Annotated in this window: 21 protein-coding genes; 20 read left to right on the forward strand and 1 reads right to left on the reverse strand. The window is 36.0% G+C overall.

What is annotated here, in order from left to right:
* The first annotated feature begins 59 nt into the window (after positions 1-59).
* From hemW to deoC, 9 genes are all read left to right on the forward strand, one after another.
* Positions 60-1196, forward strand: coding sequence for a radical SAM family heme chaperone HemW (gene hemW, locus C1724_RS04535; protein ID WP_102345536.1), 1137 nt, complete (start codon positions 60-62; stop codon positions 1194-1196).
* A 186-nt stretch (positions 1197-1382) separates the two neighbouring features.
* Positions 1383-2417, forward strand: coding sequence for a heat-inducible transcriptional repressor HrcA (hrcA, locus tag C1724_RS04540; protein WP_102345537.1), 1035 nt, complete (start codon positions 1383-1385; stop codon positions 2415-2417).
* Between the two features lie 191 nt (positions 2418-2608).
* Positions 2609-3190, forward strand: coding sequence for a nucleotide exchange factor GrpE (gene grpE / locus C1724_RS04545; RefSeq protein ID WP_142386544.1), 582 nt, complete (start codon positions 2609-2611; stop codon positions 3188-3190).
* 48 nt (positions 3191-3238) lie between these two features.
* Positions 3239-5080 carry a molecular chaperone DnaK gene (gene dnaK / locus C1724_RS04550; protein WP_102345539.1) on the forward strand — a complete coding sequence of 614 codons (1842 nt, stop codon included), beginning with the start codon at positions 3239-3241 and terminating at the stop codon, positions 5078-5080.
* Between the two features lie 318 nt (positions 5081-5398).
* Entirely contained in the window at positions 5399-6514 is a 1116-nt protein-coding gene (dnaJ, locus tag C1724_RS04555) for a molecular chaperone DnaJ (RefSeq protein WP_102345540.1), read from the forward strand.
* Between the two features lie 133 nt (positions 6515-6647).
* Complete coding sequence (gene prmA / locus C1724_RS04560) at positions 6648-7586, forward strand: 50S ribosomal protein L11 methyltransferase (protein ID WP_102345541.1); 939 nt, start codon at positions 6648-6650, stop codon at positions 7584-7586.
* A 10-nt stretch (positions 7587-7596) separates the two neighbouring features.
* Complete coding sequence (locus tag C1724_RS04565; protein ID WP_102345542.1) at positions 7597-8349, forward strand: 16S rRNA (uracil(1498)-N(3))-methyltransferase; 753 nt, start codon at positions 7597-7599, stop codon at positions 8347-8349.
* 5 nt (positions 8350-8354) lie between these two features.
* Complete coding sequence (gene mtaB / locus C1724_RS04570; protein WP_102345543.1) at positions 8355-9713, forward strand: tRNA (N(6)-L-threonylcarbamoyladenosine(37)-C(2))-methylthiotransferase MtaB; 1359 nt, start codon at positions 8355-8357, stop codon at positions 9711-9713.
* 203 nt (positions 9714-9916) lie between these two features.
* Entirely contained in the window at positions 9917-10588 is a 672-nt protein-coding gene (gene deoC, locus C1724_RS04575; protein ID WP_102345544.1) for a deoxyribose-phosphate aldolase, read from the forward strand.
* A 100-nt stretch (positions 10589-10688) separates the two neighbouring features.
* On the opposite strand, the gene C1724_RS04580 is transcribed toward deoC, so the two are convergent.
* On the reverse strand, positions 10689-11618 hold the full coding sequence (locus C1724_RS04580; RefSeq protein WP_102345545.1) for a Na/Pi symporter: 930 nt from the start codon (positions 11616-11618) through the stop codon (positions 10689-10691).
* A 307-nt stretch (positions 11619-11925) separates the two neighbouring features.
* Between C1724_RS04580 and rpsU the strand changes: the two genes are divergently transcribed.
* From rpsU to yqfD, 11 genes are all read left to right on the forward strand, one after another.
* A complete protein-coding gene (gene rpsU / locus C1724_RS04585) occupies positions 11926-12099 on the forward strand; it encodes a 30S ribosomal protein S21 (RefSeq protein WP_102345546.1) in 174 nt (57 codons plus the stop codon).
* A gap of 14 nt (positions 12100-12113) precedes the next feature.
* On the forward strand, positions 12114-12557 hold the full coding sequence (locus tag C1724_RS04590) for a GatB/YqeY domain-containing protein (protein ID WP_102345547.1): 444 nt from the start codon (positions 12114-12116) through the stop codon (positions 12555-12557).
* Between the two features lie 422 nt (positions 12558-12979).
* The gene (locus tag C1724_RS04595; protein ID WP_102346732.1) at positions 12980-14311 is read left to right on the forward strand and encodes an NfeD family protein; all 1332 of its coding nucleotides are present in this window, start codon (positions 12980-12982) and stop codon (positions 14309-14311) included.
* On the forward strand, positions 14311-15303 hold the full coding sequence (gene floA, locus C1724_RS04600; RefSeq protein WP_102345548.1) for a flotillin-like protein FloA: 993 nt from the start codon (positions 14311-14313) through the stop codon (positions 15301-15303). The genes C1724_RS04595 and floA overlap by 1 nt, the downstream gene beginning before the upstream one ends.
* A 2-nt stretch (positions 15304-15305) precedes the next feature.
* A complete protein-coding gene (locus C1724_RS04605; RefSeq protein ID WP_102345549.1) occupies positions 15306-15815 on the forward strand; it encodes a hypothetical protein in 510 nt (169 codons plus the stop codon).
* 323 nt (positions 15816-16138) lie between these two features.
* A complete protein-coding gene (locus tag C1724_RS04610) occupies positions 16139-17197 on the forward strand; it encodes a DctP family TRAP transporter solute-binding subunit (protein WP_102345550.1) in 1059 nt (352 codons plus the stop codon).
* A 153-nt stretch (positions 17198-17350) separates the two neighbouring features.
* Positions 17351-17845: a TRAP transporter small permease gene (locus tag C1724_RS04615; RefSeq protein ID WP_258000274.1), complete on the forward strand. Its 495-nt coding sequence runs from the start codon at positions 17351-17353 to the stop codon at positions 17843-17845.
* A complete protein-coding gene (locus C1724_RS04620) occupies positions 17842-19185 on the forward strand; it encodes a TRAP transporter large permease (protein WP_102345551.1) in 1344 nt (447 codons plus the stop codon). The genes C1724_RS04615 and C1724_RS04620 overlap by 4 nt, the downstream gene beginning before the upstream one ends.
* Before the next feature lie 29 nt (positions 19186-19214).
* Entirely contained in the window at positions 19215-20177 is a 963-nt protein-coding gene (locus C1724_RS04625) for a bile acid:sodium symporter family protein (RefSeq protein ID WP_258000275.1), read from the forward strand.
* A 161-nt stretch (positions 20178-20338) separates the two neighbouring features.
* A complete protein-coding gene (gene yqfC, locus C1724_RS04630; protein WP_102345552.1) occupies positions 20339-20629 on the forward strand; it encodes a sporulation protein YqfC in 291 nt (96 codons plus the stop codon).
* 14 nt (positions 20630-20643) lie between these two features.
* Entirely contained in the window at positions 20644-21831 is a 1188-nt protein-coding gene (yqfD, locus tag C1724_RS04635) for a sporulation protein YqfD (protein WP_102345553.1), read from the forward strand.
* Position 21832: the final 1 nt, after the last annotated feature.

A 21832-nucleotide genomic window follows, 5' to 3' on the forward strand; every position in this document is an offset into this window, starting at 1 on the left:
TAAGGCAAAATTACGGTTGCCCATCAACCCTTTTGGTTAATAGGAAAGAAGTGAATGTAATGGTTAAAGCCGCATATATACATATCCCTTTTTGCGAACATATTTGTCATTATTGCGATTTTAATAAGGTGTTTATTAAGAATCAACCGGTATTCGATTATATAGATGCATTTGAGTTGGAATTATCAAATACGTTAAGTAGGTTTCCAACAGATACTATTAATACCATATTTGTTGGCGGTGGAACACCAACATCTTTATCAATTGACCAACTAGAAAAGTTCTTGGAGATTATTCATAAATATTTATTACCACTTACGACTCAGGCTGAATTCACCTTTGAAGCGAATCCGGGGCGGTTATCACAGGAAAAGCTACAGCTTTTATATGATCGTGGTGTAAATAGATTGAGTTTTGGTGTTCAAGTGTTTGATGATAACCTTTTAGAAAAAATCGGTAGAACACACCGAGCAAAGGATGTATTTCATACAATTGAGCTAGCCAAAAAAGTGGGTTTTGAAAATATCAATGTTGATTTAATTTACAGTTTACCTGGTCAAACAATCTCAAGCTTTGAGAAAACACTTAAACAGGCTTTTACTTTAGGTGTACAGCATTTTTCTGGATACTCTTTACAAATTGAGCCTAAAACTGTTTTTTATAATTTAATGCGTAAAGGAAAATTAGCACTGCCTACTGAAGAAGAAGAGGCGGAAATGTATACAATCCTATTAAAGTACATGGAAGAGTATGGCTTTTATCAATACGAAATTAGTAATTTTTCAAAACTAGGATACGAAAGTAAACATAATCTGACATACTGGAATAACGAGGAGTATTACGGTTTAGGTGCTGGAGCTCATAGTTATGTTCATGGTGTACGGCGGGCAAATGCCGGACCTTTAAAGCAGTATATTTCACTTATTCAAGAAAACGGTTTTCCATTTGTTGAAGAAAACATCGTTACAGCAAGGGAAAAGATGGAAGAAGAATTATTTCTTGGTTTAAGAAAATCAAGCGGTGTTTCGAAACAATTGTTTAAAGAAAAATATGGTCAGGATTTAAGTTCTATCTTTAGCAAGGAAATAAAAGAGCAAGTAAACAAGGGTTTGCTTATCGAAACTGATGAGTTTGTTCGCCTATCCCAGCAGGGGAAATACTTAGGGAATGAAGTGTTTCAAGCATTTATTCAATAGGCCCATTTGTACGCTATTTGTTCAGCTGAAAGGGGGACTTATATTGTCAAGATAACGTGGGTATTCTAAAAAAATACCTTGATGGAAAATGGGCTCTTTTATTGACAATATACGTTTCCATTTGGTAACTTATATAGTAGAATTAGCACTCAATAGTGATGAGTGCTAACAGGGGTGATGAATGTAATGTTAACGGATCGTCAGCTTCTTATCTTACAAGTCATAATTGATGATTTTATTCGATCTGCACAAGCTGTTGGTTCAAGAACTATAGCAAAAAAAGAAGAAATAACCTTTAGTCCTGCTACCATTCGAAATGACATGGCTGACCTAGAAGAGTTAGGATTTATCGAGAAAACACATACGTCATCAGGGCGTGTCCCCTCAGAAAAAGGGTATCGTTTTTACGTAGATCACTTATTATCACCATCATCCTTGAAAAAAGAGGAGATTCAAACCATTCGTTCTCTATTTGATGATAAAATTTATGAATTAGAGATGGTGGCAAGGAAATCAGCTCAGTTATTGTCAGAGTTTACGAATTATACAACGATTGTTTTAGGACCAGAGTTATTAGAAACAAGATTAAAGCAGTTACAGATCATCCCATTAAACCGAGAGAATGTAGTTGCCATCATTGTTACAGATACTGGACATGTAGAACATCGTACATTGGCATTACCTGAAGGTTTAGACCCTTCTGAATTAGAGAAGCTTGTTAATTTATTAAATGATCAGTTAAAGGGATGTTCTTTAATTGAACTCCAAGAAAAAGTACAAAAAGAACTTATAACAGTACTTAAAAAACACCTTAAAGAGTATGAACAGGTATTCTCTTTAATAAGTGAAATTTTCGGCCCTCAAAAGTCCGAACAAGTTTTTTACGGTGGAAAAACTAACATGTTCTCACAGCCTGAATTTAACGATATCACTAAAATTAAATCACTGCTCTCAATTATTGAACAAGAAAGTGTAATATATAATCTTTTCAAATCGAAAGCAGCGGGGATTAATGTCAAAATCGGGCAAGAAAATCAATTAAAAGAAATGCAAAATTGTAGTGTTATTACTGCTACTTATTCAATTGGTAATGAACCAATGGGATCGATTGCGATACTAGGACCAACGAGAATGGAGTATTCAAGAGTAATTACATTGCTAAATATATTCTCTCAAGATTTGACTAAGGCTCTTTCTTATTTGTATCAAAATAAAAAGTAATGGTCATATTGATAACAGAGAAAAGATTGGTGGAAAGCGGTTTTTTGCTTTCCACTACATAAAGTGAAACATTATCAGTGGGGAGTATCCTCGCTGATGATTAGACTAGGATATGGGAGGTGAGACGAATGGTTAATGATAACTATTCGCAAACAGATACAAAACAAGAGCAATCTATTGAAACGGAAGAAATGGAAGTATCATCCGAAGATATAGTTAAAAGTGAATCAGAAACTGAAACTGAAACTGAAACTGAAACTAATTCTGTCTCGAATGGAGAGGACGCAGAATCGGGAGACTCAATGGAATCTCTTTCCGATGAGCAACTTGAGATTAGAAGATTACAACAGGAAATAGAAGATAAACAAAATCGTTATTTAAGATTACAAGCTGATTTTGACAATTATCGTCGCAGAGTTCGATTAGATCAAGAATCTGCAGCTAAATATCGTGCACAAAGTTTAATAGAAAACATACTGCCTGCTCTTGATAATTTTGAAAGAGCATTGCACTTAGATACAGTAGATGAAGGGGCAAAGCAATTGCTTAAGGGAATGGAAATGATATACCGTCAAATCACTGATGCCCTAAAGAGTGAGGGACTTGAAGTGATTGAAGCGGTCGGTCAACAATTTGACCCTAATTTCCATCAAGCTGTTATGCAGGTGGAAGATTCGAACTTTGATTCAAATGTTGTCACTGAGGAGTTACAGAAAGGCTATAAATTAAAAGATCGAGTATTACGACCAACCATGGTTAAAGTAAATCAATAGAAAACTACTAAACAAAAATGAAACAAAAAAATAGGAGGAGACTTTTTTATGAGTAAAATTATTGGTATTGACTTAGGAACTACAAACTCGTGTGTGGCAGTAATGGAAGGTGGAGAACCGAAAGTTATTCCAAACCCGGAAGGAAATCGTACTACACCATCAGTTGTTGCTTTTAAGAATGGTGAACGTCAAGTAGGTGAGGTTGCAAAGCGTCAATCAATTACAAACCCAAATACTATTCAGTCTATTAAGCGTCATATGGGTACTACACACAAAGAAGAAATTGAAGGAAAACAATATACACCACAAGAAATTTCAGCTATTATTTTGCAACACTTGAAGTCATATGCTGAGGAATACCTAGGAGAAAAGGTAACTAAAGCTGTTATTACAGTGCCAGCATACTTCAACGATGCAGAACGTCAAGCTACAAAAGATGCGGGTAAAATTGCCGGATTAGAGGTAGAACGCATTATTAACGAGCCGACTGCAGCTGCATTAGCATATGGATTGGATAAAGAAGATGAAAATCAAACAATTCTTGTTTATGACTTGGGCGGCGGAACATTCGACGTATCAATTCTAGAACTTGGTGACGGAATTTTTGAAGTAAAATCAACAGCTGGAGATAATCGTCTTGGTGGAGATGATTTCGACCAAGTAGTAATCGATCACCTTGTAGCGGAATTCAAAAAAGAAAACGGCATCGATTTATCTAAAGACAAAATGGCTTTACAACGCTTAAAAGATGCTGCTGAAAAAGCAAAGAAAGACCTTTCAGGGGTAACTTCTACACAAATTTCATTACCATTTATTACAGCTGGAGAATCAGGACCATTGCATTTAGAGCTTAACTTAACACGTGCTAAGTTTGAAGAACTATCATCACATCTAGTTGATCGTACTATGGGACCGGTTCGCCAAGCAATTCAAGATGCTGGTATTTCTAAGAGTGAAATTGATAAAGTTATCTTAGTTGGAGGTTCAACTCGTATTCCTGCTGTAGTAGAAGCGATTAAAAAAGAAACTGGAAAAGATCCACATAAAGGTGTAAACCCAGATGAAGTTGTTGCTCTAGGTGCCGCTGTTCAAGGTGGGGTTCTTACCGGGGATGTAAAGGATGTAGTTTTACTTGATGTAACTCCGCTTTCACTAGGAATCGAAACTATGGGTGGCGTGTTTACAAAGTTAATTGAACGTAATACTACAATCCCAACAAGTAAGTCACAAGTGTTTTCAACAGCTGCTGACAATCAAACTGCAGTAGATATTCATGTTCTTCAAGGTGAACGTCCAATGGCAGCAGATAATAAAACATTAGGTCGATTCCAATTAACTGATATTCCACCGGCACCTCGTGGAATTCCACAAATTGAAGTATCATTTGATATTGATGCTAATGGTATTGTAAATGTTCGTGCAACAGATAAAGGTACTGGTAAAGAACAATCTATCACTATTCAATCTTCTACCACATTATCGGATGAAGAAATTGATAGAATGGTTAAAGAAGCAGAAACAAATGCAGATGCCGACCAAAAACGCAAAGAAGAAGCGGAACTTCGAAACGAATCTGATCAATTAGTGTTCCAAACTGAGAAAACATTGAAAGATCTAGGAGATAAAGTTGATGCAGCTGAAATTGCAAAGGCTGAAGAAGCGAAGGATGCCTTAAAGCAAGCGATCGAGAAAAATGATTTAGAAGAAATGCGTGCAAAAAAAGACGCATTACAAGAAATTGTTCAACAGTTATCTGTAAAGCTTTATGAGCAAGCTGCTCAACAAGCACAAGCTGCACAGGGAGCTGGCGCAGACGCAGCTGGTGCTAAAGATGATAATGTTGTCGATGCAGAATTCACTGAAGTTGACGATGAGGAAGTAAAGAAATAAAACACAACTTTCTAGGATAGCGCTAATCTATGAAAGTGTGAGAAGATGGTCAAAGTCAGGCCTGTCTTGGCTTTGGCCTTTTTTTGAAAGATAAAGAAAGTATATAATATTTTATGTACTTGTCTAGTTCGAGCGCCTAGCCCCTCGGGGTCAAAGACGCACGGGATTCGCTAATTCGGCGACGCCATAGAACGTAGCGGTGAACCCGGTGCTTTCCTGTCAGGGCTGACCAAGGCGCTTGCGCTTTTCTAACTTGCGTCTAGTCTGTATGTAGTGATAATATATACGTTATGTGAATAAATCGGGAGTGGATATTTAATGAGTAAACGAGACTATTATGAAGTCCTCGGAGTTGAGAAAGGTGCCTCTAAAGATGAGATAAAAAAGGCATATCGAAAGCTTGCTAGAAAATATCATCCGGATGTTAACAAAGAAGCTGATGCTACTGAGAAATTTAAAGAAATTACTGAAGCCTATGAGGTTTTAAGCGATGAGCAAAAACGAGCACAATATGATCGCTTTGGCCATACTGATCCAAATCAGGGTGGTTTCGGTGGTTTTGATGGTGCAGATTTTGGCGGCTTTGGTGATATATTTGATATGTTTTTTGGCGGTGGAGGTAGAAGAAGAGATCCAAATGCACCAAGACAAGGTGCTGACCTTCAATATACGATGACTTTGGAATTTAAGGAAGCAGCCTTTGGGAAGGAAACAGATCTTGAAATTCCCAAAGAGGAAGAATGTAATACATGTCACGGAAGTGGAGCAAAACCAGGTACCAAACCAGAGACATGTTCACATTGTCATGGTTCTGGTCAGCTTAACGTAGAGCAGAATACACCATTCGGAAGAATTGTAAATCGTCGTGTGTGTACGCATTGTAATGGAACTGGAAAGTTCATTAAAGAAAAGTGTAGTACTTGCGGTGGACAGGGTAAAGTGAAAAAACGCAAAAAGATTCATGTGAAAATCCCTGCTGGTGTTGACGAAGGTCAACAAATGCGCGTTTCTGGTCAAGGTGAACCAGGCTTAAATGGTGGACCACCAGGAGATTTGTTTGTGGTCTTCCATGTGAAAACACACGAATTTTTTGAACGTGACGGCGATGACATATATTGTGAAATGCCTATTACATTTGCTCAGGCAGCGTTGGGTGATGAGATTGAGGTACCAACTCTTCATGGAAAGGTTAAATTAAAGGTTCCAGCAGGTACGCAAACAGGTACAAATTTCCGATTAAGGGGTAAAGGTGTACCAAACGTACGAGGATATGGTCAGGGTGACCAACATATTAAGATTCGTGTTGTAACGCCAACAAACCTAAATACTCATCAAAAACAATTGCTTCGTGAACTAGCTGAATCAAGTGGATCGGAACCAACAGAACAAGAAGAAGGTTTCTTTGCTAAAGTAAAACGGGCTTTTAAAGGTTAACGTTGGTGCGTTAAACTTGGAAAAAACTCTAATTTATATGCTTACACTATAAAATCAGAGATACCTCTGATTTTTAGTGTTAGCTTTTTAGTTTTTTGTATGTTTACTAAATTATAAAGTGAGTGTTAATAAAATGAAATGGTCTGAAATCAGTATTCACACAACACAGGAAGCTATAGAGCCAATTTCGTATATCCTCCATGAAGCAGGAGCTAGCGGAGTTGTAATTGAAGATCCGACAGATCTTGTTAAAGAATGGGACGTTAAATTTGGAGAGATTTATGAACTGAATCCAGATGATTACCCTGAAGAAGGTGTTGTCATTAAAGCATACCTACCCGTTACTAGTTTTTTAGGTGAAACGGTTGACAATATTAAAGAGAATATTAACAATTTACTTCAATACGAAATTGACTTAGGGTATAATACGGTCCAACTAAGTGAAGTAAATGAAGAAGAATGGGCTACGGCTTGGAAGAAGTATTATCATCCTGTTAAAATATCAGAGCGGATTACGATTGTCCCAACATGGGAAGAGTATAAACCGGTGAATTCTGATGAAATTATTATTGAATTAGATCCCGGGATGGCCTTTGGTACTGGTACACATCCAACAACAATTATGTGCATACGAGCTTTGGAACAGGCAGTAACAAAAGGAGCGCATGTAATCGATGTCGGAACGGGCTCAGGTGTATTAAGTATTGCTGCTGAAAAACTTGGAGCAGGGAAGGTCGATGCATACGATTTAGATGAAGTAGCGGTAAAAAGTGCTGCGATAAATATTAAGTTAAACAAATCACAAAAGGTTGTAACGGTTAAACAGAATAACCTTTTAAATAATATTGAAGGACAGGTTGATATTATTGTAGCCAACCTTTTGGCAGAAATTATCTTGCGTTTTGTAGATGATGCTGCCGCAAAGGTAAAACAAGGCGGTTTGTTTATTACATCTGGCATCATAAAAAGTAAAAAAGATTTAATAAAAGATTCATTAATTCAAGCTGCTTTTGATGTTGAAGAAATACTTCAAATGGAAGATTGGGTTGCTATTATTGCGCGTAAAAAGTAGGTGAGTTTCCATGCAACGATACTTTATAGATCAAGAACAAATCGTGGAAGATACAATTAAAATTGTAGGTGAAGATGCCCATCATATTTCTAGAGTCATGCGAATGAAACAACATGATGGGATCGTCTGCTGTACAAATGATGGGCGAGTTGCGAAATGTGAAATCCAAGAAATGACTAATGACTTTGTTTTGGTTTCTGTTGTAGAATGGGTAAATGAGAACCATGAACTCCCAGTCCGTGTTACGATAGCTCAAGGATTACCTAAAGGTGATAAACTTGAAGTTATTGTTCAAAAAGGAACAGAGTTAGGTGCAAGCAGTTTTCTGCCTTTTTTTGCATCTCGCTCTATAGTAAAGTGGGATGAAAAAAAGGGAAGAAAAAAAGTCGAGCGCTTGGAGAAAATTGCAAAAGAAGCTGCTGAACAATCTTATCGAAATAAAATACCAACGATATTATCGCCGATAGATTTTAAATCGTTGATTAAAATTTCATACAACTTTACGCAGAAAATTGTGGCCTTTGAGGAAGATGCTAAACGAGGGGAATTCCGCCAACTAGCAAGTGTGCTAACATCATTAAAAAAAGGTGATTCATTGCTTGTTGTAATCGGTCCTGAAGGTGGACTAACATCTAATGAAGTTGAACTTTTAATGCAAAACCAATTTATATCTTGCGGCTTTGGCCCTAGAATATTAAGAACAGAAACAGCCCCAATGTATGTTTTATCAGCTGTTTCTTACCAAACTGAATTATTGGAGTGATAGATATGCCATCAGTGGCTTTTCATACTTTAGGATGTAAAGTGAACCATTATGAAACAGAAGCAATTTGGCAGCTTTTTAAAGAAGCGAACTATGAACGTATAGACTTTGAAAAAACCGCTGACGTTTATATTATTAATACATGTACTGTCACAAATACAGGTGACAAGAAAAGTAGACAAATCATTCGTCGTGCAATAAGAAAAAATCCTGACGCAGTCGTTTGTGTTACAGGGTGTTATGCCCAAACATCACCTGCTGAGATTTTGGATATTCCTGGCGTTGATATAGTAGTAGGAACACAAGATCGTACAAAGCTCCTTCAATTTATTCAGCAGTATGAAAAAGATCGTCAACCGATCAATGGTGTTGGTAACATCATGAAAGCTAGAGTTTTTGAGGAACTAGATGTTCCTGCTTTCACTGATCGTACACGTGCATCATTGAAAATACAGGAAGGTTGTAATAATTTCTGTACATTTTGTATAATTCCGTGGGCAAGAGGGTTATTGCGCTCTAGAGATCCAGAAGAGGTTGTAAAGCAAGCTCAACAGCTTGTAGATGCTGGCTATAAAGAGATTGTTTTAACTGGTATTCATACCGGTGGATATGGTGAAGATTTAAAAGATTACAATTTCGCTATGTTGTTAAGAGATTTGGACAGAAAAGTGGTTGGTTTAAAGCGAATTCGTATATCATCGATCGAAGCTAGTCAGATCACAGATGAAGTGATAGAAGTGCTCGATCAGTCGGATAAAATAGTTCGTCATTTGCACATTCCACTTCAATCAGGTTCTAATTCTGTGCTTAAGCGTATGCGTCGTAAATATACAACAGAATTCTTTGCAGAACGATTAGAGAGATTAAAGAAAGCTTTACCAGGGCTTGCAATTACGTCTGATGTAATCGTTGGATTTCCTGGGGAAACTGAAGAGGAGTTCTTAGAAACATATAATTTTATTAAAGATAATAAGTTTTCTGAGTTACATGTTTTTCCATATTCCAAAAGAACGGGTACTCCAGCAGCAAGAATGGAAGATCAAGTGGATGAAGAAATTAAGAATAAAAGGGTTCATAGCTTGATTGAACTTTCTAATCAACTTGCTAGTGAATATGCATCACAATATGAAGATGAAGTTCTTGAGGTCATACCGGAAGAACAATTTAACGAGGGTGTAAATGAGAACAATCTTTATGTTGGTTATACTGACAACTATCTTAAAGTAGTCTTTGCAGGTTCAGAAGATATGATCGGTGAGATCATTAAGGTTAAGATTACTAAAGCTGGCTACCCATATAACGAAGGTAAATTTGTACGTGTAGTTTCTAGTAATTTAATTGATGAGGATGTAAAGATTAGCTAACAGCGAGGCCTAGGCCTTGCTGTTTTTTTTTGATCCCGTTTTTAAGGCTTTATTATATTGATAAAAACTATTTAGTTACGGTACGGAATAGAAAAATAGTTTTATTATAGTTATGATTTATAATTCCGTAATAATTAGTCGTGTTTAGAAAATAATAATGGTACAATTACATTAATACCATGATTTGGAAAGGGGTATGGGAAATGACCGATAATATTGCCAAAATGATAGATCATACGGCTTTAAAGCCTGATACTAAAAAAGATCAAATAGAAAAGTTATGTGATGAAGCTAAAGAATATCAATTTGCATCAGTTTGTGTGAATCCCACCTGGGTTGAATTAGCGGCTGATCGTTTATCTGGTACTGAAGTTAAAGTATGTACTGTCATTGGTTTCCCTTTAGGAACAAGTACAACTTCTACAAAGGCGTTTGAAACGAAGGATGCAATTGAAAAAGGTGCGACAGAAGTAGATATGGTTATAAACATTGGAGCATTAAAGGATAAGGATGATAAATTAGTTGAAAATGATATTCGAGGAGTTGTTAAAGCTGCAAGTGGGAAAGCACTTGTTAAGGTAATTATTGAAACTAGTTTATTAACAGAAGAAGAGAAAGTCAGGGCTTGTCAGCTAGCTGTTAAAGCTGGAGCTGATTTTGTAAAAACGTCTACAGGCTTCTCATCTGGTGGCGCTACCGTTGCGGATATAAAATTAATGCGTAACACTGTTGGTCCTGAAATCGGAGTAAAAGCGTCAGGTGGAGTTCGTGATCGTCAAGGCGCAATTGAAATGATAGATGCTGGAGCAACTAGAATAGGAGCTAGCTCAGGAGTAGCAATTGTTAATGGCGAAAGTTCTAACAGTAGTTATTAATGTAAATTAAGACTAGTGATCTCATTTCATAGTCTTAATTTACATTAAATGGATTGAAAAATATAAATTATAACAGCATTCCTACATATACTATAAGCGATTAGGCATGTTTACCGTGTAAACGGACAATAAACGTAGCGAGTAAACCGGCAAGTGGTAGAGCTATAATGGAAGATAGGACATTAAATATAACACTAATATGTGCAAGTTGGACTGCTGGAAGAGATGCGACAGTCATCGCTAGCTGTTCTAGAAACGTAATAAATGGGAAGAATAACATAACCCCAAATATGTTTAACCAAATATGTGCATATGCAGCTAGTTTAGCTTCAAGGTCTGAACCAATACTCGCTATAAAAGCAGTTACGCATGTTCCAATATTAGCACCAAGTATTATTGCAATTCCAGATGCTAATGTTACTAAGTTTTCGCTCATAAATCCCATAATAATACCTGTTGTTGCAGTGCTCGATTGAATAATCGCTGTTAGCAATGTGCCTAATCCAATTCCAATCAAACCGTTCTGATTTGAGAGCTCGATTGATGCATGAACAGCGGGTATAGTTGCAAGTGGTTCTGCTAGGTTTTCAAAGCCATTCATTGCTACAAATAAGCATCCTAAGCCGAATAGAACAGCACCAGTGCTAAATGAAACAACATGGTTTGTTAATAGAAGAATAGCTCCGATTACTAGCAATGGAACAATTGAATAATAAAGTTCAAACGTTAAGAATTCAGTAGTTAAGGTTGTTCCGATATTTGTTCCAAGTATGATTCCTATCGATTGCTTAAAGTTAATAAGCTTTGAAGCAATGAGTCCAATTGTTATAATCATAACCGCTGAGCTACTTTGTAGAATTGCAGTAATGACTGTTCCGACTATCAACCCTTTAAAAGGTGTATCAGTCATCCTTAGTAAAACAGTTTGTAGTTTTTTATGGGATAAGTTATATAGTCCAATTCTCATTACTGTCATGCCAAATAAAAAAATAGCAATAAACACTGCAAATAGAGTAATTATTTGGGTCATCGTTAATCACCTACCTTACTGACTATTTTATGGACAAGTGACGATAAGCATGACTCATAAATTTCGACAATATTTTTGGTATTAAGAGAAACAGGTAAATCATAAGACAATATAAATTTTGTGTTTTTTTAAGAATTAGTTGAAAAACTATTATTCATATTATATAATTGCAAAAGACATGTCTTTCGGCTTATTTTTTAATCTTTATAAGAGAGAACTTAAAAACATAATGCTTGATGACTAGTAGAAAGTATTGTGTATATGGCATGTCTTTTGTTAGCGGTTTTTCGGAGGGAGGGAAATAGTTATGTCAACGACTCGCGTTCGTAAAAATGAATCACTTGAGGATGCTCTTCGTCGATTCAAAAGATCCGTTTCTAAAAATGGAACACTTTCTGAAGCAAGAAAGCGTGAATTTTATGAGAAACCTAGTGTAAAGCGTAAGAAAAAATCAGAGGCTGCAAGAAAGCGTAAATTCTAAGAGAGGGTGTTATTATGAGTCTTCTTGAGCGTCTTACTACAGACATGAAACAAGCGATGAGAGATAAACAAAAAGATAAACTTTCTGTTATCCGAATGGTAAAAGCCTCTCTTCAGAACGAAGCAATTAAGCTTGGCAATGATTTATCTGAAGAACAAGAGCTTACTGTTCTTAATCGCGAGTTAAAACAACGCAAAGACTCCCTCCTAGAGTTCAATAATGCAGGTCGAGATGATCTAGCTGATAAACTTAAAGATGAAATTGAAATCTTAATGAATTACATGCCTACACAGCTTTCTGAGGAAGAGCTTGAAGACATTATTAAGCAAACTATAGCTGAAGTGGATGCAAGCTCAAAAGCTGATATGGGTAAAGTAATGGGAGCTATCATGCCAAAAGTAAAAGGCAAAGCGGATGGCTCTATGGTAAATCGTTTAGTATTAAAAAACCTATCATAATATATGATTAAATAGCGGCACCAATATGGTGCCGTTTTTTATTGAATAAGAAAGTATAATTTTGTATGCACTTGTCTAGCTCCAGTCGATTGACCTTCGGGAAAAATACCTTTCCCGGGCTAATGAGAAAAACCACCTCATTTCCGTGGAAAGAATATTTTCCGGTCATGGCTGACAATTGACTTTCGCTTTTCTTATTGATAATAAAAAAATACATAAGCGTCTTTACGGATAATCAAGAAAAAAAGCAGATGTTCATAAGTTAATCCTTGTTTCTCCATTAACTTATATTCGAAATCCAATATAGAAATATTAATTAATGAAACCTTTTCAATAATAATTCGTATTAGTAATTATAGGAAAGAGATAAACTATAAATAGGAGGGAGGTCAAGCCACGTGGCTAATAGACGAGAAGTAAATATGTTATATATCAGACGCTCTTTCTTTTATATTGCAATTATGTATTTCATTTTGATAATGGCCCCTGCTCAAGCAAGTACAAATCAAATAGTATATTTTGTTCCGGTAGAGAAGACTGTTGAACAAGGATTAGGCGCTTTCTTAAATCGCTCGATAGAAGAAGCTGAAAAAGTAGGTGCCAGTCATATAGTGTTTGAGATGGATACACCTGGAGGAGCTGTTGATGCAGCTACAGATATAGCGAAACATCTTCGGGAAACAGATATTCCAACAACAGCCTTTATTAATAAAAAAGCGTTATCAGCTGGTGCCTACTTAGCATTAAATGCAGATAATATTGTAATGGTACCTCATTCCACAATGGGTTCAGCTGCAATCATTGATCTTGAAGGGAATACAGCTGGAAAAAAAGCTGAATCTTTCTGGTTTGCAGAGATGAGAGCGGCTGCAGAATTGAATGGTCGTGACCCAAAATATGCATTAGCGATGGCAGATGATACTGTTGATTTGCCAGAGTTTGGCGCTGGTAAAGGTGAGTTACTGACATTGACAGCAGAACAGGCTATTGAAGTGGGATACGCTGATGCGATTGTTAATACAAGAGCTGAATTGCTGAAACACTTAAATCTAGAAGGGGCAGCCATTAAACAAATGGAGATTAGTTTTGCAGAAAAGCTTGCCCGCTTTATTACAAATCCTGTTGTAATTCCAATTCTATTATCAATAGGGAGTTTAGGGTTGGTGATGGAACTATATACACCGGGATTTGGTGTTCCAGGAATAATGGGGGCATCTGCCTTAATATTATTTTTTTATGGACATATGGTCGCGGGCTTAGCAGGAATGGAATCTATTATCTTGTTGGTTATTGGAGTCCTGCTTATCATTCTAGAGTTGTTTGTACCGGGTGGAATTATGGGCCTATTTGGAGTAGGAGCGGTTGTTACGAGCTTAATACTAGCTACAGATAATATTGGCTATATGATTTTTTCTATTTTAATTGCGATCCTGGTTACGATAATTGGCTCAGTGATTTTATTTAAAGTGTTTGGTTATGAAAAAGGTATATTTAGGCATATTATCCTCTCTGATTCAACAAGCAGTGAAAAAGGTTATATATCCAATCTAACTAGAGCTGAACTAGTAGGGTTAGAAGGGAAAACAGTAACACCATTACGTCCCTCAGGAACTGCTCTGTTTAATGATGAAAGAATCGATGTTGTAACAGAGGGCGGTTTTGTCGAAAATGGTAAGGTGGTTAAAATAGTAAAGGCTGAAGGATCTCGAGTTATTGTTCGAGAAATAGTACATGATAACAAGGAGGAAATTTAATGATAACAGGTGGTACAGTAGCATTACTTTTAATGATAGGTTTAATCATCATTGCATTAGCTATATTATTTACATTCGTACCAGTGATGCTTTGGATTTCAGCGCTTGCAGCAGGTGTTCGAGTTAGTATTTTTACATTGATTGGAATGCGATTACGTCGCGTTATTCCTAGTCGTGTTATTAATCCTTTAATTAAAGCTGTAAAAGCAGGTTTAAATTTAAGTACGAACCAGCTTGAGAGTCATTATTTAGCAGGAGGAAATGTAGACCGGGTTGTAAATGCATTAATCGCTGCACATCGTGCAAATATTGAACTGAGTTTTGAACGTGGTGCTGCGATTGACCTTGCAGGGCGCGATGTTCTTGAAGCTGTGCAAATGAGTGTAAACCCTAAGGTAATAGAAACACCATTTATATCGGGTGTCGCAATGGATGGTATTGAAGTAAAAGCGAAAGCGAGAATTACAGTTCGAGCTAATATTGACCGCCTTGTCGGTGGTGCCGGGGAAGAAACTGTTATTGCACGTGTTGGCGAGGGGATTGTAAGTACGATTGGTTCCCAAATTGATCATAAGAAGGTACTTGAAAACCCCGACCTAATTTCACAAACTGTTTTAGCTAAGGGGCTTGATTCTGGTACAGCTTTTGAAATATTATCGATCGATATTGCAGATATTGATATCGGCAAAAACATCGGTGCTGAGTTACAAACAGACCAAGCTGAAGCAGATAAGAAGATTGCACAAGCTAAGGCAGAGGAACGACGAGCAATGGCTGTTGCACAAGAACAGGAAATGAAAGCAAAAGTACAAGAAATGAAAGCGAAGGTTGTAGAAGCTGAAGCAGAAGTACCGTTAGCGATGGCAGAAGCTTTACGGACAGGAAATATCGGTGTTATGGATTATATGAACATTCAAAACATTTCAGCTGATACAGATATGAGAGGTTCGATTGGGAAGATAACCGATCCAAAAGAAGAGGATGAATATTAATAATGGGACTTCAAAACATTATTGATTTTATATTGGGTAACTTGTTTTTTCTATTCCTATTAATTAGCGGGCTATTTAGTATGTTTAAGCGTGCTAATCAAAATAAAGAAAATACAAACGATAGAAGAAGGTCTTTGCCAACAGGGCCGCTGAATATTCCTAACCCATTCGAGATTAATGAAACTGAACCTGCCCGCAGCTTAAAGCCGGTTGATACTGCATCAACGGAGCTGGAGGGGGCTAACTCTTCAGTTAAAAATGAGGAAACTGTTAATCCCTATTTTGAACAGTTAAAAAGGATTCAGAAAAGTAATAACCAAGTTTTTGACATGGATACAGGTAGTGGAAAAAGTGATAAACCGAAAGAAAAACGTTCACAATTACCCGCTGGTCATATGAAACAGACCTTAAACAGAAAGAATGTAGTTAATGGATTCGTATGGTCACAAATATTAAGTCAACCCCGTGCTAGAAAGAAACATACAATTACGGGTTATTATCAAAAGGACTAAAGTATATCCTGCTTTGGTCCTTTTTTTTTGTAAGTGCTTTGGGATTCACAATAATTTAACCAAAATGCCCCATTATTTTTAAATATTATATCGAAAAATATTTTATCTTGACTAATGGAGTAATAATAGATAGAATTTTCTATAAAATGTTAAGCGTCAAACTTTTTTATACTATCAAAAAAATCAATATGATATTCAGGAGGAAAGTATAAAAAAGACAACAACGTCATTTGCCTAATGGCTAATAACGTGTTTTTCTAAATAATTACTCTTAATGTAAAAAAGAGAATTATAGATTTATATATTTAAAAGGGGGATTTATCATGAAACTAAAAAAGTGGTTATCATTTTTACTTGTTAGCGTGCTTGCATTTACACTTGTTGCATGCTCATCAAGTAACCAAACATCTGATTCTGCAGGTAGCGAATCTAATGAAGGTGAAAGCAGTGAAGGGGCAACTGAAACATATGATTTAAAAATGTCGACAACAACGTCTGATACTAGTGCATGGGCACAAGGTGCAAGAAAGTTTGCTGAGATAGTTTCAGAAAAAACAGATGGCAGAATTAATATCGAAGTATTTCCAAATGAGCAATTATCAGGTGGAGACCAAGGTAAAGGTGTTGAAATGTTAATTAAAGGAACAACAGACCTTTCTTATCACTCAACTATTATTTATTCGATAATTGATGAGCGTTTTGGAATTGTAAGTGCACCATTCCTGTATAAAAATCTTGAAGAAGCAGATGCATCATTAGCGGGCGCAGGTGGAGAGGCACTTAATAATCTACTTCTAGAAAAAGGTGTTCAACCATTAGGATATGGTGAAAATGGCTTCCGACAAATGACGAATAGCGTACGTCCAATCCAATCTCCAGAAGATATGGAAGGTCTGAAGATGCGTATTCCTGGTATTAAAATGTATATCGATTTGTTCTCAGCACTAGGTGCAGATCCAACAACAATGGCGTTTTCTGAAGTGTTTACTGCCCTTCAGCAGGGAACAATTGACGGACAAGAAAACCCAATTGATGTTATTCATTCTTCAAAATTAAATGAAGTTCAAAATTACATTACAATATCGAACTATTCGTATGATCCGCTTGTGCTAGGTATGAATAAAAAGTTATTTGATTCAATGCACCCGGATGACCAAAAAGTAATTCAGGAAGCAGCAGTAGTTGCCAACGAGTATCAAAAACAACTTACTCGTGAAGCTGAAGCAAAACAAATTGAAGAGCTAAAAGCAGCTGGTATGGAATTCTATACACCAACTGAAGAAGAAATGGCAGCATTTAAAGCAGCTGTTGAACCAGTTTATGAGAAATATGAGTCTGTTTGGGGAACTGATTTACTTAATGCGTTTCGTCCAAGCAACTAATTAACTTATTACTTTGTCAAATCAGGTGGGACATACCCATTTGAACTAAATGCTCTACAAATTTTGTAGAGGGTTTCCATATATTAAAAAAAGTGAAGGCAGGTAGATAATCTATCTGCCTCATTCTCAATTAGGCTACTGAGGTGATTTCTTTTGCATATTATTAGCACAATTCTTGGAAAAATAGAACATAGTATTCTTGTAATTAGTTTTTCAATCATGTCCATTCTTGCTTTTGTAAACGTGATTTCCCGTTATTTTTTAAATAGTTCATTTTCGTTTACTGAAGAAATCACAATAAATTTATTTGTACTATTAGTTATGATGGGAACTTCAGTTGGCATTAGGGAAAAATCACATTTAGGATTCAACCTTCTCTTTGAAAGTATGGCTCCCAATATAAGAATTATATTTAGTGTGGTACTAGGAATTATTTCAACTGCAATCTTTGTTACTGTTACTTATTTCGGTTATGATATGATCCAATTTCAGATGATGTTAAATCAAACAACAGCGTCACTTGGTTGGCCACAATGGGTTTTTTCACTTGCTTTACCGGTGGGTAGTCTTTTTTGCCTCTTCCGAGTAATTGAGGCAACGATTGCAGAAGCAAAGGAAATACTCAATGAAAGAAGGCAACAAGTATGATAGCTATAACTTTATTTTCATTACTAATTATTCTTTTATTAATTAATTTACCTATTGGAATTTCTTTATTAACCGCAGCTACTGTTACTATTTTCATTTTTGATGGCTTTGCATCATTATCGATGGTAACCGATATTATGTATGCAAGTGTAGCAAAGTTTACGTTACTGGCAATTCCTTTTTTTATCCTAGCTGGTGTTATTATGGAACAAGCTGGGATTTCAAAAAGGTTAATTCACTTTGCTAATGTATGTGTTGGTCATCGAAAAAGCGGGATTGCGATGGTAACGGTGTTTACAGCAATTTTCTTCGCTGCAATTTCAGGTTCAGGACCTGCAACTGTTGCAGCGTTAGGAGGAATCTTAATCCCAGCGCTATTGAAAAATGGTTATTCTGCCCCATCTGCTGCTGGTTTATTAGCAAGTTCGGGCTCTATAGGGATCGTTATTCCTCCTAGTATTGCCTTTATTGTTTTTGCTGTAGTTGCTGGTGATCAAATTCCAGTTTCAATTGGACGATTATTTGTAGCGGGAATTGTTCCAGGGCTGCTTATGGGGCTTGGTTTTTTAGTAGCAGCTATTTTTATTAAGAATCGTTATGAAAAGAAATCAAAAGTCAACAATCAAGCTGCGATTACGATAGATTCGGAAATTCAGCTCCAGCAAAAAGCAACACCACGAGAAATTTTTAAAGCTTTTATTGATGCGTTCTGGGGCCTATTAATACCTGTTATTATATTAGGTGGTATATATGGTGGGGTATTTACACCAACAGAAGCAGCTGTTGTTGCAGTATTTTATGGTTTATTTGTAGGTATTTTCATATACAAAGAATTAAAGTTAAAGCATATGATTGATATTATCGTCTCATCTGGTGTCCAAACAGCAGTAGTCATGTTTATAGTAAGTTCGGCATCTGTATTTGCCTACATTATTACGAAAGAGCAGATTGCAACGGATATCTCCAATTCATTGCTAAATATTTCGGATAATTCAATTATTATTTTACTAGTAATCAATATTATCCTATTAATTGCAGGAGCATTTATTGATGCCATCTCTGCGTTTTACTTATTTGTGCCGATACTATTACCTGTAATTTTAGAGCTAGGAATCGATCCAACAGTATTTGGTGTGTTTATGACGATTAACTTAGCCATTGGATTATTTACACCACCAGTCGGTGTAAATTTATATGTTGCAAGTGGAATAGCAAAAATTTCTTTAAAAGAAATATCGATAGGTACACTCCCATTTATTATCGCAGCCATAATTGTGCTTATTATTGTAACTTATGTGCCTGCTGTATCTGTATGGCTGCCAAATCTGTTAAAGATGTAAATGATTAAGTAATAGTTGGAGGAATTTAGTTGAAACTGTTTCAAGCTATTGTAGGAGTTATATCAAAATATTTACCTCTATGGATATTACTGATGTCGATTGTTGCTTTTATTGCTCCACATTTGTTTAGGGGGATTCAAGGGTTTACAGCGCCGGCGCTAAGCATTATCTTTTTATTGATGGGGATGGCGTTATCAACAGAAAGCTTAGTTTATGTTTTGAAACATCCAAAGGATGCACTTATTGGAGTATTAATAAAATGGACTATAACAGTTGGGATATCCATTTTTATTGCATATGTCTTCTTCTCAAATGTTCCGGAAGTTGCAACAGGTATAATTATGGCAGGGACCGTATCAAGTGGAACATCAGCTAATCTTTATGCATTTATTGCTGGTGGAGAAGTTGCTTTAAGTATTACTATGGCAACACTTGATACAATCATCGCACCTGTACTAACACCTACGCTTGTCCAAACTTTTGCTGGCCAATTTATTGAAGTTGCATTTTTGCCTTTATTCTTAAATATAATTTATGTTGTGTTGCTTCCTATATTTGCAGGCTTATTTATTCAATGGAAATGGAAGGAAAAGGTAGATGTTGTTCGTCCTTATACATCCTTTGTCTCGACGATCGCATTACTTGTTGTTGTTTTGTCGGTTGTCTCTAGTGCACAGCAATCTTTAGCTAATAATCTTGAGCTTTTACCAATATTGTTTTTTGCTGTATTTTTCCAAGTATCTGTCCCGATGGTGGCTGGTTACGGATTAGCTAAACTTATTCGTCTTCGTGAAGAAAACTGTAGAGCTATTCTTTTTCATACTGGTATTTGTAATACGGCCTTATCAGCAACACTTGCTATGCAGCATGTCAGCTCTGTAGCTGCAGTTCCTTCTGTTGTAAACATGATTATAAATTTAACTTTAGGAGCATTAGTAGCAAACTTATTCGCTTATAAATTCCGAATTTCAAATGATGTTGTAAATATGTAAAAGTAGTATAGCTAGAAATCGTTTAGATGAAGAGGGATTCATACTTATCTAAATGTTTTCATAAAAATAGACCTTCTTATTTGAAGGTCTATTTTTATTCGTTTTTTAATGTCTAAAATTAAAATTCTGTTCATAAACATGAGATGAAAGGGGGGTTCTTTATGAAAAAAATTAGACAACAAATGAAAAGATGGATGACTCAAAAAATGGAACTTCCTGCTGATGTTATGATGGATCTTCCGCGAATTACAATGATAGGACAAATACATATATATATCGAAAATCATCGTGGGCTGTTAAAGTTTTCTGACCAAGAATTACGATTACTTTTGAAACAAGGACAGCTATTAATAAAAGGTAATCAATTTGTCTTAAAAACAATGCTACCTGAAGAAATATTATTAGAAGGAAAAATTGATCAGGTAATTTACTTGGACGAACCGGGCAAATAGGAAGGAGTAATATAATGAAGAATCAATGGACTAAATATTTTTCAGGTTACGTTAAAATAAAAGTTACCGGTATCTTGATTGAACCTTTCTTAAACCAATGTGCCAGGGAAGATGTTATAATATGGAATATTAAAAAGCAAGGGACAAACACAGTCATCGGCTATTTACCATTAGAGGAAGTACATAAACTAAGGAAGATAATTCGGAAAAGCGATTGTAAATTAGAATTTATCGGTAGAGAAGGCTTTCCATTTTTTATTAAAAGGATGATAAAAAACAGTGGATTTGTAATTGGTCTTATATTTGCTTTTTTAATTATGTTCATATTATCCAACATAGTATGGAATATTAATGTTACAGGGGCAAACCCTGAAATTGAATATGAACTCAGACAAGAATTAACGGAAATGGGAATAAAGCGAGGAAAGTTTCTGTTTTTCCTACCAAACACTGACGACATTCAAATGCAACTAACTGAAAAGGTGTCATCTGTTACTTGGGTTGGTGTTCGTTTGACTGGTACAACCTATAATCTAGAGGTTGTTGAGAAGAAGGTTGCTGAAGAACCGGAATTATTAAGTCCACGGCATTTGATTGCAAAGAAAAAAGCAGTTATCTATGATTATTTTGTTGAACAAGGACAGCCAATAATTAAGATCAATGACTTCGTAAAGGAAGGACAAATCTTAGTTTCTGGAATTATTGGAAAAGAGGGTAAGACGGAAATAGTTCCATCAAAAGGGAAGGTTTTTGGCGAAATATGGTACAAGTCTCAAGTAGTAGTCCCGCTTGAAACTGTATTTAGTGTATATACAGGAGAAAGTAAAACTAAACATTATCTAAATATACTGGGTTATAGTATCCCGGTATGGGGCTTTGGTAAGGTTAGTTTTAATCAATATGAGACAGAGATACGTGACCATCAATTGAAATTCCTAAAGTGGCAACTTCCAGTGATTTATAACCAACAAATAGTAAGAGAGGAAACCGAACATATTCGGAAATATGATTTAGAGACAGCCGTTTCGGTTGGAAAGGAAATTGGCCGTAAAGAGTTGAGAGCAAAATTAGGTGATGAAGCAATTATTAAGGGTGAAAATGTTTTGCACCAAGTAGAAGAGAATGGTAAAGTAAAATTAACAATTCATTATCAGGTTATTGAAGATATTGCATCACCACAACCCATTATTCAAGGAGACTAAA

The organism is Bacillus sp. Marseille-P3661 (assembly GCF_900240995.1).
Lineage (GTDB): Bacteria > Bacillota > Bacilli > Bacillales > Bacillaceae_J > OESV01.